General features: G+C 36.3%; 18 protein-coding genes. All 18 read left to right on the plus strand.

Annotated elements, in window-relative coordinates; genetic code table 11:
- Positions 1-252: 252 nt before the first annotated feature.
- A complete protein-coding gene (gene flgB / locus CUC15_RS09155) occupies positions 253-648 on the plus strand; it encodes a flagellar basal body rod protein FlgB (protein WP_114916370.1) in 396 nt (131 codons plus the stop codon).
- A gap of 2 nt (positions 649-650) precedes the next feature.
- Positions 651-1,103 (plus strand): flagellar basal body rod protein FlgC, encoded by a 453-nt coding sequence (gene flgC, locus CUC15_RS09160; protein WP_114916371.1) that lies wholly within the window; start codon positions 651-653, stop codon positions 1,101-1,103.
- A 15-nt stretch (positions 1,104-1,118) separates the two neighbouring features.
- On the plus strand, positions 1,119-1,424 hold the full coding sequence (gene fliE / locus CUC15_RS09165; protein ID WP_114916372.1) for a flagellar hook-basal body complex protein FliE: 306 nt from the start codon (positions 1,119-1,121) through the stop codon (positions 1,422-1,424).
- 74 nt (positions 1,425-1,498) lie between these two features.
- Positions 1,499-3,097, plus strand: coding sequence for a flagellar basal-body MS-ring/collar protein FliF (fliF, locus tag CUC15_RS09170; protein WP_114916373.1), 1,599 nt, complete (start codon positions 1,499-1,501; stop codon positions 3,095-3,097).
- A 12-nt stretch (positions 3,098-3,109) separates the two neighbouring features.
- Entirely contained in the window at positions 3,110-4,123 is a 1,014-nt protein-coding gene (fliG, locus tag CUC15_RS09175; RefSeq protein WP_114916374.1) for a flagellar motor switch protein FliG, read from the plus strand.
- Complete coding sequence (fliH, locus tag CUC15_RS09180) at positions 4,116-4,868, plus strand: flagellar assembly protein FliH (protein WP_162800290.1); 753 nt, start codon at positions 4,116-4,118, stop codon at positions 4,866-4,868. The genes fliG and fliH overlap by 8 nt, the downstream gene beginning before the upstream one ends.
- A gap of 3 nt (positions 4,869-4,871) precedes the next feature.
- Positions 4,872-6,191, plus strand: coding sequence for a flagellar protein export ATPase FliI (gene fliI, locus CUC15_RS09185; RefSeq protein WP_114916376.1), 1,320 nt, complete (start codon positions 4,872-4,874; stop codon positions 6,189-6,191).
- The gene (fliJ, locus tag CUC15_RS09190; protein ID WP_114916377.1) at positions 6,191-6,637 is read left to right on the plus strand and encodes a flagellar export protein FliJ; all 447 of its coding nucleotides are present in this window, start codon (positions 6,191-6,193) and stop codon (positions 6,635-6,637) included. Before fliI ends, fliJ begins: the two co-directional genes overlap by 1 nt.
- Before the next feature lie 4 nt (positions 6,638-6,641).
- Positions 6,642-7,238, plus strand: coding sequence for a MotE family protein (locus CUC15_RS09195; RefSeq protein WP_162800291.1), 597 nt, complete (start codon positions 6,642-6,644; stop codon positions 7,236-7,238).
- 27 nt (positions 7,239-7,265) lie between these two features.
- The gene (locus CUC15_RS09200; protein WP_114916379.1) at positions 7,266-9,257 is read left to right on the plus strand and encodes a flagellar hook-length control protein FliK; all 1,992 of its coding nucleotides are present in this window, start codon (positions 7,266-7,268) and stop codon (positions 9,255-9,257) included.
- Positions 9,258-9,266: 9 nt separating this feature from the next.
- Positions 9,267-9,725, plus strand: coding sequence for a flagellar hook capping FlgD N-terminal domain-containing protein (locus tag CUC15_RS09205; protein WP_114916380.1), 459 nt, complete (start codon positions 9,267-9,269; stop codon positions 9,723-9,725).
- A 15-nt stretch (positions 9,726-9,740) separates the two neighbouring features.
- Entirely contained in the window at positions 9,741-10,115 is a 375-nt protein-coding gene (locus CUC15_RS09210) for a TIGR02530 family flagellar biosynthesis protein (protein WP_114916381.1), read from the plus strand.
- An 83-nt stretch (positions 10,116-10,198) separates the two neighbouring features.
- Entirely contained in the window at positions 10,199-11,041 is an 843-nt protein-coding gene (flgG, locus tag CUC15_RS09215) for a flagellar basal body rod protein FlgG (RefSeq protein WP_114916382.1), read from the plus strand.
- Between the two features lie 61 nt (positions 11,042-11,102).
- The gene (locus tag CUC15_RS09220) at positions 11,103-11,318 is read left to right on the plus strand and encodes a flagellar FlbD family protein (RefSeq protein ID WP_114916383.1); all 216 of its coding nucleotides are present in this window, start codon (positions 11,103-11,105) and stop codon (positions 11,316-11,318) included.
- A complete protein-coding gene (gene fliL, locus CUC15_RS09225) occupies positions 11,315-11,734 on the plus strand; it encodes a flagellar basal body-associated protein FliL (protein WP_114916384.1) in 420 nt (139 codons plus the stop codon). Before CUC15_RS09220 ends, fliL begins: the two co-directional genes overlap by 4 nt.
- A 250-nt stretch (positions 11,735-11,984) precedes the next feature.
- Positions 11,985-12,980 carry a flagellar motor switch protein FliM gene (gene fliM / locus CUC15_RS09230; RefSeq protein ID WP_114916385.1) on the plus strand — a complete coding sequence of 332 codons (996 nt, stop codon included), beginning with the start codon at positions 11,985-11,987 and terminating at the stop codon, positions 12,978-12,980.
- On the plus strand, positions 12,970-14,145 hold the full coding sequence (gene fliY / locus CUC15_RS09235; protein WP_114918423.1) for a flagellar motor switch phosphatase FliY: 1,176 nt from the start codon (positions 12,970-12,972) through the stop codon (positions 14,143-14,145). The genes fliM and fliY overlap by 11 nt, the downstream gene beginning before the upstream one ends.
- Positions 14,146-14,168: 23 nt before the next feature.
- Positions 14,169-14,531, plus strand: coding sequence for a response regulator (locus tag CUC15_RS09240; protein ID WP_114916386.1), 363 nt, complete (start codon positions 14,169-14,171; stop codon positions 14,529-14,531).
- Positions 14,532-14,536: the final 5 nt, after the last annotated feature.

Genomic DNA, 14,536 nt, shown 5'->3' on the forward strand with positions numbered 1-14,536 from the left:
TTACTATTAACAATAAGGTGGTTTAAGATTCACTAGTATAATGACATAATATTAGATGAATGAGCATTATATATATATATATTGATTAGGCCGTTTTACCTATTAATAAAATAGTTCAAAAGAACCATTTGTTTCCAAACTGTATATTTTGTCGAAAATCAGTAGACTTTGTCTCTTTTATAAATTACAATATTCGTATGAAAGAAGGTTTTATTGACCGTCATTTCTAAAATAAATAGGAGGAGATTTATTATGGGGTTATTTAGTGGAACCATTCAAAAACTAGAGCAATCACTTGATTATTCATCCGCTAAAAATCGCGCAATTTCTACTAATATAGGAAATATCGATACACCGAACTATAAATCAAAAGATGTAGTATTCAAAAATGTATTAAATAATACCCTTGAATCCTCGTTCAAACCGAAAACTACCCATTCAAAACACATTCCGTTTAATCAAACAACGTTCAAACCATATCAAGTAGTTACCAATGATAATACGACTTACAATAATAATGGAAATAATGTTGATGTAGATGTTGAAATGGCAGAAATGGCAAAGAATCAAATATATTATAATAGTTTAGTGGATCGTATAAATGGTAAGTTTGGTAGTCTGCAAACAGTTTTAAGAGGAGGTAATTAATTGTGTCGATTTTTAATGCAATTAACGCTAGTGCTAGTGCATTAACAACACAGCGATTACGGATGGATGTCGTATCCTCAAACATTGCAAATGCACAAACAACCAGGGCAACAGTAAATGAAAATGGTGAGTATGAACCCTATCGAAGAAAAGTAGTTGTAATGGAATCTGGTGAGAATAACTTTAATTCTATATTAAAATATGCGACGAATAAAAGTTCCTCAATTTCAAATGTAACGGTATCGGAAATTAGGGCGGATGATAATCCGTTTAAGGTTGTATACAATCCGACACACCCCGATGCTAACGAAGCTGGGTATGTTCAAATGCCAAATGTAGACCCATTACAGGAAATGGTAGACTTAATGAGTGCCACAAGGTCATATGAGGCAAATATTACAGCATTGAATGCCAGTAAAAGTATGTTGATGAAGGCATTAGAGATTGGTAAATAAGAAGGGATCTATATAATGAGTACATTATTCAGCAATATATCACAGGTGAATCCTACACAACAAATGATTGGAAATGCACCGATTACGCCGAAAGAAGCACAAACAAATTTTGCCGATACATTAAAGGGCGCAATTGAAAATCTAAATAATGTTCAGTTGGAGTCGGATAAAGCAACTGAAGCATTGGCAGCGGGAAACATTGACGATTTACATAATGTAATGATTACGGCACAAAAATCTAGTATTACACTTGAAGCTACCGTGCAAATTCAAAAGAAGGTTATCGATGCCTATAATGAAATAATGCGTATGCAGGTTTAGGTAATGTAACAAACTTCAAGTAAAAGTATATCAAACTTATATTGTGAACATATTGCACGTTGGTGGGGGAACATATGAATGAAACGATAACCAAATGGAAAGAAAATCTAACTGCTTTCTGGACGAAACGAACGAAAAGCCAGAAAGGGGTATTTATAGGGTCTGTTTTAATTGTTGTACTCTTAATAATTGGAATTTCCCTATTTGTTAATAACACAAAATTTGTCACATTGTATAATAATTTGTCATTGCAAGAAGTCGGACAAATCAAAACTGAGTTAGATTCAAAAGGTGTACCCTATGAGTTAGAAGATGGCGGTACAACGATTTCCGTACCTGAAGCACAAGTTGATACACTGTTAGTTGACTTAGCAGGTCAAGGCATACCGAGTAGTGGAAATATTGACTATTCGTTTTTTAGTGAGAACTCTTCTTTTGGGATAACAGATAATGAGTTTAATATAATGAAACTTGATGCGATGCAATCGGAGCTGGCTAACTTAATGACAGGCATTGATGGGATTGAAAATGCACAAGTCATGATTAATATGCCCGAAAAGCCGGTTTTTGCAAACGAGACCGTTGATGAAGCTAGTGCATCCATTGTGTTGACGACAGTGCCTGGATACGAATTCAAAGGAAGTCAAATTGAGTCTTTATATACGCTTGTCTCAAAGGCTGTGCCAAATTTACCAGAAGATAATATTGTTATCATGAATCAGTATTTCGAGTATTTTGATCGAACATTAGATAGCGGATTTGCAGCACAAGATGTTTATAGTAGTCAGCAAGCGATAAAGCAAGATATCGAACGAGATATTAGACAGAGGCTGCAACAAATGATTGGCATGATGGTAGGAATGGATAATGTAATTGTTTCCGTAACTGCTGATGTTGATTTTACTCAAGAAAATAGAGCAGAAGAGCTAGTGGAACCAGTGGACCTTGAAAATATGGAGGGACTTCCTGTCAGTCTAGAAACGATTCAGGAATCTTATGCCGGCAATGCTGCAGAGGGCGGCGTTCCGGGAACAGGAGACGAAGATGTAACAAATTTTCAAGCTGCAGAAGATGGTAATGGTGATGGCGACTATGAGCTCGATAAAGAAACAATAAATTATGAATTTAATCGTATACGAAAAGAGATTGTAGAAAGTCCATATAAAATTAGAGATTTAGGAATTCAAGTTGCTGTTGATAGTGCCAGGAATTCAAGTGGAACAGAGGTTGAATACTTATCATCACAGGATCAAAGCGCAGTGGAACAAGGTATTGCCTCTATTTTAGATTCGATTATTGCAACATCGATTGATGAAGAATTCGAAAGTGAGACAACAACCGAAAACACTTCAATTGTGTTTCAAGAGTTTACCGGTGGTGTAACAGCGCCACAAGTAAGTACACCGTTAATCCCAACATGGATGTATGTAGTTGGAGGAATATTGCTAGCAATTATAATTTTATTAATCATACTTCTTATACGAAACAGAAATAAGGAGGAAATTGTGGAAGAAGAAATGTTGGTTACTGAACCTCTGATCCCAGAAGTACCTGATATTCAACATGCGGAACAATCAGAATCCGATATACGGAGAAAGCAATTGGAAAAAATAGCTAAAGAAAAACCAGAAGAATTTGCTAAACTTTTAAGAAGCTGGATGGGACAAGATTAGGAGGATTGTTAGATGGTTAGACATAAAGGTTCATTAACTGGAAAACAAAAAGCGGCAATTCTTTTAATTTCTCTCGGTCCAGATGTTTCAGCTCAAGTATATAAGCATCTAACGGAGGAAGAAATTGAGAAGCTAAGCTTAGAGATTTCCTCTGTGAAAAAAGTAGAATCGAGTTTAAAAGAAGATGTTATTGAACAATTTCATCAAGTTGCTGTTGCACAGGACTATATTTCCCAAGGAGGGATTGGTTACGCTAAAACAGTATTAGAAAAAGCATTCGGAAAAACAGAAGCTTCTAATATTATTAATCGCCTTACTTCCTCGCTGCAGGTAAGACCTTTTGACTTTGCGAGAAAAGCTGATCCACAGCAGGTTTTAAATTTTATTCAAGGAGAACATCCTCAAACGATAGCGCTTATCCTTTCTTATCTTGATTCAGAACAAGCGGGACAAATACTTTCGTCCCTACCTCAGGAAATGCAGGCTGATATCGCTAAACGAATCGCGACGATGGATTCTACATCACCTGAGATAATCAGCCAAGTTGAACAGGTATTAGAAAGAAATCTTTCGTCCTCTCTCACGGAAGACTTTACACAAACGGGCGGAATTGCAGCAGTGGTCGAAGTATTGAACGGTGTTGATCGCAGTACGGAGCGCACCATTCTTGATGAACTTGAAGTACAGGACCCGGAACTTGCTGAAGAAATCAAAAAACGGATGTTTGTATTTGAGGATATTGTTATTTTAGATAACCGTGCGATCCAACGTGTTATCCGTGAAGTAGAAAATGATGATCTGCGTCTTGCTTTAAAAGTTGCTAGTGATGAAGTGAAACAAATCGTCTTTACAAACATGTCACAACGGATGGCGGATACGTTTAAAGAAGAGATGGAATATTTAGGACCTGTACGACTACGAGATGTTGAAGAAGCACAGACGAGGATTGTTGCAATTATTCGGAGATTAGAGGATATTGGTGAAATAGTTATTGCACGTGGTGGAGGAGACGATATCATTGTCTAAATCTGATCAATCTCAAACTTCAAACCGCAGGATAATAGAAATAAAGCCAATTGAGTTACGAAGAGAAGAACAACAAAATGAACAGCTAATAGAAGAGAAAGACGTTATAACATTAAATGAACAGGTAGAAAAAGCAAAAGCCGAACTTGCTGAATTTGAAAAAAGAAAAGGTTCATTGCTCGAAGCAACGAAGGCAGAAATTGAGCAAGAAAAAAGTCAATGGCAACAGGAAAAATTAAATTGGATCGAATCTGCAAAAAAAGAAGGATATTCTGCAGGGTTTGAATCCGCTGAGTCAGATGTTCGAATTCAATATCAAAAAAAAATAGAACAGGCAAACGCCATAGTGGAATCTGCAACGAAAGATTACCATGCAGCACTGGAAAAAAGCGAGGACATGATAGCACAATTGGCAGTTAATGTAGCAGAGAAAATTATCAAAACGAGCCTTACAGAAAGTCCAGCAGCTTTCTTAAAAATCGTCAAATCAGCTGTTAAGGAAATAGAGGATCAATCGACAATTACTATCTATTTACATCCTCAGAATTATGAGACTGTTTTTGAGCAGAAACAGGAGCTTGTTAATTTATTGGGAAATGAATCGAAATTATCGCTCTATGTAAAAGAAGATTTATCCGAAAATGGGTGCATTATCGAGCATCCATTTGGGAGAATAGATGCAAGCATTGATACACAATTAAACCAGATTCGCAAGGTTTTGTTAGAACTGTCGAGTGGAGATTAAGCAATGAAATTATTAGACTACGTTTCAGCAATTGAACAGGCTGATACATATAAGTATTATGGGAAGGTATTACGTATTGTTGGTTTGATGATTGAATCACTTGGACCTCAAGCGAATATTGGTGATGTATGTTATATCCGTACTTCTAATAATGAAAAAAAGCCTATACTTGCTGAAGTTGTCGGATTTAATAACGAACGAATTATCCTGATGCCGTATTCTGAAGTGACAGAAATTGGGCCTGGTTGCATTGTTGAATCTACGGGAAAATCTTTAAGTGTAAAAATTGGGCGCGGTATGATTGGTAATGTTGTTGATTCACTAGGAAAGCCATTAGATGAATCACCACTGCCAAAGGGAATGGCTGATTACTTAACAGAAAACGCACCACCTAATCCTATGCTGCGCCCGCCAATAGATGAGCCGATTCAAGTTGGTGTCAAAGCAATTGATTCTTTATTAACGGTAGGTAAAGGACAACGAGTAGGGATATTCGCTGGAAGTGGCGTTGGAAAAAGCACATTACTCGGAATGATTGCCCGTAACAGTGGCGCAGATATAAACATTATCGCGCTAATTGGTGAACGTGGCCGTGAGGTCCGTGAGTTTATCGAAAAGGACCTCGGGCCAGAAGGGCTGAAAAAGTCTATCGTCGTTGTAGCTACATCCGATCAGCCGGCATTGATGCGAATTAAAGGAGCCTATACAGCGACAGCCTTTGCGGAATATTTTCGTGACTTAGGCTATCAAGTTAACTTAATGATGGATTCTGTCACACGCGTTGCGATGGCGCAAAGAGAAATAGGCCTTGCAATTGGCGAGCCACCGACTACTAAAGGGTATACACCATCTGTGTTCTCAGTCTTACCAAAGCTTCTAGAGAGAAGTGGAACAAATGAATTTGGCACGATTACTGCTTTTTATACTGTGTTAGTCGATGGCGACGATATGAATGAACCGATTGCAGATGCGGTACGAGGGATTTTAGATGGCCACTTTGTTATGGATCGAAAAATAGCAGAAAGAGGACAATATCCTGCTATCAACGTACTTAAATCTATAAGTCGTGTGATGAACCAAATTGTGGATAGGGAACATAAGGAAATTGCGGGAGAGCTTCGTACCATACTCGCTACTTATGAGGAGAATAGAGAGTTAATTAATATTGGTGCATATAAACGTGGCACCAATCAGGAAATTGATCGGTCGATTTCTTATTACCCGAAGATTCAAGCCTTTCTAAAACAAGACGTTTTTGAGTATAGAACATTAAGTGAATCAATCGAAGCTATGAAAGAATTGTTAAATGGGGGCATTAATTAATGGCTGATACAGTTGTTTTCTCGAAAATTCTACATATACGTGAAAATGAAAAAAAAGCTGCACAAAAGGTCTATTATCAAGCAATGGATGTCTTCGAAAAAGTTGCATCAGAGCTATATATCTTATTAAAGAAAAAAGAAGCGGCTGAGGAAACCTATGATCAATATATTCAAACAACAACTGCATTGGATAGAATCATCGATCAAGTAAATTACATTCAACAGTTAAATAACCAAATAGTATTAGTTGAGAAAAATGTACAAAAAGCTAGAGCAGACATGGAAACAAAACAATTAAAACTAACAGATGCACATGTTGAAGTAAAGAAATTCGAGAAAATCATTGAATTACGCAAAGAAACAGAAGCAAATGAAGCAAAGCAATTTGAAAAAACATTTATGGACGAAATTTCAATGAATCAATATTTAAGCGACAAAAATGGGTGAGAAAATGGCAGGACAAACAAATGGTTCGAACCAAGTCAAGGATAAGCGAAATCCAATTATAGGCTTTCTTTTTGCAATAATAATCCCAATTATCATTGCTGCTATACTAATCATTGTAATTCTAGAAATAGCAGGTGTGGATGTAATGGATTGGACAAAAGAGAAAGTTGGCATCATTTCAGTTACTGAAACAGATTCCACTGAAAAAGAAGGCAAAACAGCAGATAATATCCAATCTGCAATTGAAGAAAAAGATACTGAAATTGAGATTCTAAATCAAGATATACGTATTCTCGAGGCTACTATTGATGAACTAGAACAAGAAATAGTAAAATTTGAAAATAATCAAGAAGGTGTATCATCTACTGCATCTGAAGGAGATACAGTACAGCAAACAGATGATTCGATAGCGGTCGTTGCGAACGCCTATAAAGAAATGGATGGAGAACAGTCTGCGGCAATACTAGAAAGTCTTGATAGAGAAACTGCAGTAAACATTCTGTTGGCTGTTTCAAATAAAGTAAGAGGAAGTATATTACAAGAAATGGATACGCAGATTGCAGCTGAACTTACGCAATTATTACTAGAGACAGAGAATTAAACAAAAGACTTGAAGGGAGGTGAAAAAGTGAACGCGCTTGATATGATTTTTCGAAATAAACAATCAGCAAATAATTTGACTGAGCATAATTCTGGAAATACAAGCAATAATCTTTCATCGTTTAAAAATGTCTTGATAAACGAACGGAAAATACCACAGTATGAACTACCTCAAAATCTTGCAAATACCGGCGAAGATAAAATGATGAATTTAAGTTCAATTGAACACGAATTATTGATGGAAGAATATGTAACTGAGCCACTATCAAACATGTTAAAGAATGAAACGGCTGTTAACCATTTAGACATTGACCAAGAACATGCAAATGTAGAAATTGCAAGCATGTTTGGTTCGAACAAAAATGATCTCGCGTCAATGATGGGAATTCAAAGCATAGAACGGTTAAAAGCAGTGAGATCCACAAAAGATTTTGGTATTGAAAGTGATTCAGTGAGGTTATCGAATGATGAAGTAGAATCGAAAGTTAGGAAATCAATAGACCTAAATATTTCGATAGATGAAAGCTTAAGTAAGTTGAATCAACCAAACTCACAGGATGAATCAAAATTGATTTCAATTGATCTAATGGATGTACATATCCCACCATACACATTAGATAAACTAGAAAATGCACTCTCAGAGATAACTACATCAACCCAAGATTTTGGAGTAGAAAATACTGGAGTCAGAATGTGGGGAAATGATGAAGTATCCCGTACAATGAACATGGGAATAGAATCACTAGTTACTGATGAACAGCTCAATTATAATACTTTAGGAAATCTACATGAACTTCGTAAACTGCTGGAACAACTTAAAATGCATTCTAATGAAACTGGTTCGGAAATTAATATAAATTTAGTTGTAAATGAATTACAAAAATATTTCCCACAAACATCTGGCTTTAATGAATCTACCATTACATCAATACAGGCAGAGATTCAGAGTAATGCATCAGAACCATTATTACATTCTGAGCCATTAGTTGACCGCATTATAGAAATAATAGAGCAGAGTGAACTAGCCACTGAAAAACCTAAGCAATATGTGGAGACACCTAGGACAATTGCAACTAACTTTATAAATGGAGCACAACTCTCTCAGAATCTAAATGAAGGTATTGATAGTCATTCATCTGTTGTCCAAGAGCAATTAACAAGAGTATATACGGATGCACAAAGCCTTTTATCACAAGTTCAAAATGAGAAGGACTTATCAAAAATAGCACCCAAACTTCTCGAGTTGCTTCAACAGTGGTCAGCACTTGAAAAACAGGATATTAAATCTAGTAATCATTCAGCAACTCAATCAATATTGAAAAGTGAAGAGTCAAGAGAGCAATTAATTTGGAAAGGTTTAGTTGAAGTTTTTCAAAAAAGACAGGATGTAGCAGCAAAGCAAATGTACAATATGAATTCTAATGTTACTACACAGGATGTTGTGAAATGGTTAGGGAAATCTTTGGAAAATCAGTCGCAACCAGAACGAGTATTGACCCAAACGGTCGAATTTATGCCAGCAGCATCATTGCAGAAATTGGAGCAATATGCGATTCACATTAATCGTTCTCAAACAAGCGACATGCAGTCCACTGCTCAACAAGTAATGGAGCAATTTGAAACTATTGTTAAATCGAGTAAGTTTTTAACGATGCCCAATGGTACAAGTCAATTTTCCATTACATTGAACCCAAATAATTTGGGTGAAATGAGACTTCGTTTAACACAAATTGATGGTGAAATGACTTTGAAAATAATCGTAACATCACAAGCTACGAAAGAAATATTAGAGTCCAGCATGAATCAATTGAAACATATGTTTACGCCAAACCAAGTAGTAATTGAAAAGCAAGAATCAATAATGCAGCAAAATAGTGAGCAAATGAAAGAATCAAAAGATCAGCAAATGAATCAGAAGGAAGAAAATGAATCGAGCTATCAAGAGCAACATGAACAACGTTATCCTGATGAGGAGTCTGAAACTCAATTTCGTGAATTGCTGTTGAATGAGAAAGTGTAGGTGTATCGGATGAATACAATCGATCCGTCATTATATTTATCGAATCAGAAAACAACAAGAGAACCGAGTCCGACACTGGACAAAGATGGTTTCTTAAAAATATTGATGACACAGATGCAGAATCAAGATCCAACCCAACCAATGGACAGCCAGGCAATGATAGAACAAATGACTTCATTAACGTCATTGGAGCAAATGATGAATATCTCTAGCTCAATTGATAATCTTGTTCAAAGTCAATTAATTTCTCCTGTCATCCAATATAGTCATATGATTGGCAAGGAAGTTACATATCAGGCATTTGATCCAGATACTGGTGAGTCTCTTGGTGAAAAAACAAGTGCCGTTGTTGCAGTAAGTCAAAAGGAAGGCTGGGCAATCTTAGAACTGGAGAATGGGGAAAAGATTTATGCTGATGCAGCATTAAAAGTTAGTACTTCAGATGCTAAGGAGGATGCTGCTGAATAGGGGGTGAAATATACAATGGATCACCGTATACATCAAGTAGCACAACAATATAAATTACAGTTACCTGCAACAAAGAAGACAGAAAATGCTGAGCCAAAAACAGCATTTAAAGATGTTTTAGCGGAACAGTCGACATTAAAAATCAGTAAGCATGCCAGTGAGCGTATGAGTGAAAGAAATATTCATTTAAATGAGAAGCAATGGCAAACCTTGGAATCAAAAATGTTAGAGGCGAAACAAAAAGGAATTACTGATTCATTAGTTGTAATGGACCATGCAGCACTATTAGTTAGCGCTAAGAACAATACGATTGTTACAGCAATGGATCGAGAAGAAGCAACAAGCAGAATTTTTACGAATATTAACGGAACGATTTTAATTAATGATTAGGCTGGACCCAATTGGGAGGCCATAAAGCTGTTGACTGATGGATACAGCTAACTATATTAAACCAATAAAGGGGAAATGATAGAATGTTACGTTCAATGTATGCAGGGATCTCAGGAATGAAGAACTTCCAAACGAAATTAGATGTTATTGGTAATAATATTGCCAATGTAAATACATCCGGATTTAAAAAAGGCCGTGTTACTTTCCAGGATATGATGGCACAAACAACAACTGGTGCACAAGCACCAATACCAGGAAGTCGTGGTGGGAGTAATGCGGTACAGGTTGGACTTGGCTCACAAATCGGTTCAATCGATAATATTCATACGCAGGGTTTCCGTCAAACTACGAATAATCCTTTAGATCTAACAATTGAGGGGGATGGTATGTTTGTGTTAAGTGCTGGTGGCGATGAGACTTACTTCACTCGTGCTGGGAATTTTTATTTAGATGATAATGGCTACATCGTTAACCCAGATGGCTACTATTTACAGGGATTTCCTGCTACTAATGATGTTATAGGAAATCAACAAGATAGACTTGAAATACCTGAAAACGCGCAAAGCTTTAGTATTTCATCTAATGGGACAGTGAATTATATTGATGCAAATAATAATACACGTATTGCTGGACAAATTACACTAGCTAAATTTTCAAACCCATCAGGTCTTCAGCTATCAGGAAGTAACCTATATATGGACTCACCCAATGCCGGTCGTGTCGCTTTGCAAAATGGAACTGACATATTCACTCCAGACACTAATGGAGTTGGCGCACTAGTCAGTGGTTCCCTAGAAATGTCAAACGTTGACCTTGCCGAAGAATTTACCGAAATGATAACAGCACAACGTGGATTCCAGGCAAATACGAGAATTATTACAACTTCGGATGAAATCTTACAGGAATTAGTAAACTTAAAACGATAATAAGGGGGTAGGGAGTGGGTTACTATTTATGCTATTTTAGTAGCACACTCCTGCCAATTTTATGATTCAATTATTCCGTTTAAACGGTGAGGCCTTTATATTGAATGCTATCTTGATTGAACAAATTCAGGCTTTGCCAGATACAACAATTACTTTATTAAATGGTAAGAAGCTAGTGGTGAAGAATACAGAAAAAGAAGTGATTCAATTAGTTACTGCATATTATCAAACTATTGGATTACAAAGTATTCATATTGAGGCAGGTGAAGAAAAGTGAGTAAGCCGATTAAAGCAATGATTATCTTTCTCGTATTATTATTAATCGCGGCTATTGCTGCGTTAGTAGTAGTATTAAATTCTTCTGGAGAAAATGTTCAAGGTAAAGAACTAACAATTGACGAAGTAGTTGAATATTCATATGAATCTCCTGAAATCACCACCGACCTTGAAGATGGCAGCTTTGTACGAATTCAGTTTCAAATTTTAACAGATAGCAAGGAAGCGAAAGAAGAAGTAACCAAGCGAGAGTTCCAGCTTAAAAACATTATTATTAAAGAACTTGCGGTTATGAATGAAGAAAATTTTAAATCAGGTCTAGGAAACCTAGAGGATATACTAAGAACGAAATTAAATGAAGTAATGAAGGATGGCAGTATAACTGCTGTTTATACAATAAATAAAATTTTGCAATAGTAGTGTTGAAAGAGGAGGATAAAAAGGACCGCGTCGGTTAAGAACGCATCGTCCTGATGCAGTACCGACACTAGCACGTCCTGTGCGTCGAAAGTTCGAGGCGGCGAAGCTTTGAGTAGCGGAACGTATGATATTATTACGTGAGCAACGGAAAAGTAAGCCAGAGAAGAAATTCGATGTGTCATTTTTACCGGACTTTTTAAACATCCTCTAGTAGATAAATACTCCAATCTGGAGGTGAGTGTAAGTAATGGACGAAATTCTTTCGCAAAATGAAATTGATGCATTATTATCTGCTATAAGTTCAGGAGAAATGGATGCCGAAGAATTAAAAAAAGAAGAACAGGAAAAAAAGGTTCGTGTATATGATTTTAAACGAGCATTACGTTTTTCCAAAGATCAAATAAGAAGTATATCGAGAATACATGAAAATTATGCCAGGTTGTTAACGACATTCTTTTCAACGCAATTTAGATCATTTGTTAATATATCTGTGACTTCAGTGGACCAAATACCATTTGAAGAGTTTATACGATCCGTACCAAAAAAGACGGTATTAAATGTATATAGTGCTGAGCCACTCGATGGCAGGCTAATTATGGAAATTAATCCGAATATCGCATATGCAATTTTAGACCGAATTCTCGGTGGAAAAGGAAACAGCACTTATAAAAATGAAGGTTTAACAGAAATTGAAAAAATACTGCTTAGACAAATATTTGAAAAAACAGAACAAAGTTTAACTGAAGCATGGTCGTCAGTTGCGGAGATACAGCCTAAACTGGAGGATTTTGAGGAGAATCCACAATTTTTACAAATGATTTCTCCTAATGAAACAGTTGTCGTTGTTTCATTATCCACGGCAATTGGTGAGACAAGCGGGATGATTAATATTTGCATTCCACATATTCTTCTCGAACCAATCATATCGAAATTGTCTGCCCATTATTGGATGCAATCACCTAATAAAGAGCGGGATTATGAAAGCTATCATAAATTAACAAAGCATGTTCAACAAACACAAATAGATGTAAGATCAATATTGGGTGAGACGACGATATCGATTCAAGAGTTCTTGAAGCTGAATAATCAAGATGTAATTGCGTTAAATCAAGCAATAGATGACCCTCTTACATTAGTAATTAATGATAAACCAAAATTTAAAGTACAGCCAGGAAAGTATAAAAACAAAATGTCTGTGCAAGTATTGGAAGAAATTAAAGAGGTGAATGAAGATAATGAATGACGGTATGCTATCACAGGACGAAATTGATGCACTATTAAACGTTAGTTCTGATAATGATAACTTAGAAGACAAAGAGTTTAACTCACAAGGTTATCTATCCAGCATTGAAGTAGATACATTAGGTGAAATCGGGAATATTTCATTTGGTAGTTCTGCAACAACACTATCAACCTTGTTGAATCAAAAAGTGGAAATTACTACACCTCGTGTATCTGTAATTGAAAAAAGGGAACTCAAAGAAGCATTTTCTTTTCAGCCCGTAAGTATCCAAGTAAATTACACAGATGGCTTTACAGGTAAAAATATATTTATTATTAAGGCAACAGATGCTGCGATTATCGCAGACATTATGCTTGGAGGAGACGGGACAAGCCCGGATACGGAATTAAATGAAATTCATTTAAGTGCTGTCCAAGAAGCAATGAATCAAATGATGGGTGCAGCAGCAACGAGTATGTCTACCATTTTTAACAGAAAAATAGATATCTCACCTCCATCTATATTAGATGATTCAATAATAAATAACGAAACCTTTTTTGATGAGGATGCCTATGTTCGAGTTTCATTCCGATTAATGGTAGGAAATCTAATCGACTCGGATATGATGCAATTAATGCCAATGCAATTTGCAAAGCAGTTAGCTGATCAATTATTGAATGATGAGGTAAATGTAGTTTCAGATGAGATAACACCTGAGGCTGCAGCAACGATTGAAACGTCGGAAAGATCACCAGAGCCTAAATTTGATCAAATTCCACAAACGCAGTCAACTTATCCGAAAATTGCAGAAGAGCCAGTAGCTCAGGAGCCACAATTCTTAGGGAACCATTTCGGTGGACAACAGGCAACTATTCAGGAAGCATCTTTTTCTAACTTTGAAAAAGTGGAATTAAATCATTCCGAACAAAGAAATTTGGATATGCTCCTTGATATTCCATTAAAGATAACCGTTGAACTCGGTCGTACGAAACAATCAATTAAAGATATTCTAGATCTCACTTCAGGTTCAATTATCGAGCTAGATAAACTAGCTGGTGAGCCGGTCGATATTCTTGTTAACGATAAATTAATTGCTGAGGGCGAAGTAGTCGTAATTGATGAGAACTTTGGTGTCCGAGTGACGGATATCGTTAGTAAACCAGATCGATTAATGAAATTAAAATAATTAATTATTATGGGGGAATTATTATGGCAAAAAGAATTTTAGTAGTAGATGATGCAGCATTTATGCGAATGATGATTAAAGATATTTTGACTAAAAATGGTTATGAAGTAGTTGGTGAAGCACAAGATGGTGCGCAAGCAGTTGAAAAATATAAAGAGCTTTCACCTGATCTAGTAACGATGGATATCACGATGCCTGAAATGGATGGAATTACGGCGTTAAAAAATATCAAAGCATTTAACCCAGAAGCAAAAATAATTATGTGCTCTGCAATGGGGCAGCAAGCGATGGTTATTGATGCAATTCAAGCTGGAGCAAAGGACTTTATCGTAAAGCCTTTTCAAGCTGATCGTGTAATTGAGGCAATCCAAAAAGCGCTAAATTAAGAAAC

The sequence above is a fragment of the Oceanobacillus zhaokaii genome, from assembly GCF_003352005.1.
GTDB classification, from domain to species: Bacteria; Bacillota; Bacilli; order Bacillales; family Amphibacillaceae; genus Oceanobacillus; species Oceanobacillus zhaokaii.

What these genes read in the sequence shown, in the direction of transcription:
- flgB (WP_114916370.1), top strand. Translation starts at nt 253, where the DNA reads ATGGGGTTATTTAGTGGAACCATTCAAAAACTAGAGCAATCACTTGAT.
- fliE (WP_114916372.1), top strand. Translation starts at nt 1,119, where the DNA reads ATGAGTACATTATTCAGCAATATATCACAGGTGAATCCTACACAACAA.
- fliF (WP_114916373.1), top strand. Translation starts at nt 1,499, where the DNA reads ATGAATGAAACGATAACCAAATGGAAAGAAAATCTAACTGCTTTCTGG.
- fliG (WP_114916374.1), top strand. Translation starts at nt 3,110, where the DNA reads ATGGTTAGACATAAAGGTTCATTAACTGGAAAACAAAAAGCGGCAATT.
- fliI (WP_114916376.1), top strand. Translation starts at nt 4,872, where the DNA reads ATGAAATTATTAGACTACGTTTCAGCAATTGAACAGGCTGATACATAT.
- fliJ (WP_114916377.1), top strand. Translation starts at nt 6,191, where the DNA reads ATGGCTGATACAGTTGTTTTCTCGAAAATTCTACATATACGTGAAAAT.
- CUC15_RS09195 (WP_162800291.1), top strand. Translation starts at nt 6,642, where the DNA reads ATGGCAGGACAAACAAATGGTTCGAACCAAGTCAAGGATAAGCGAAAT.
- CUC15_RS09205 (WP_114916380.1), top strand. Translation starts at nt 9,267, where the DNA reads ATGAATACAATCGATCCGTCATTATATTTATCGAATCAGAAAACAACA.
- CUC15_RS09210 (WP_114916381.1), top strand. Translation starts at nt 9,741, where the DNA reads ATGGATCACCGTATACATCAAGTAGCACAACAATATAAATTACAGTTA.
- flgG (WP_114916382.1), top strand. Translation starts at nt 10,199, where the DNA reads ATGTTACGTTCAATGTATGCAGGGATCTCAGGAATGAAGAACTTCCAA.
- CUC15_RS09220 (WP_114916383.1), top strand. Translation starts at nt 11,103, where the DNA reads ATGATTCAATTATTCCGTTTAAACGGTGAGGCCTTTATATTGAATGCT.
- fliM (WP_114916385.1), top strand. Translation starts at nt 11,985, where the DNA reads ATGGACGAAATTCTTTCGCAAAATGAAATTGATGCATTATTATCTGCT.
- CUC15_RS09240 (WP_114916386.1), top strand. Translation starts at nt 14,169, where the DNA reads ATGGCAAAAAGAATTTTAGTAGTAGATGATGCAGCATTTATGCGAATG.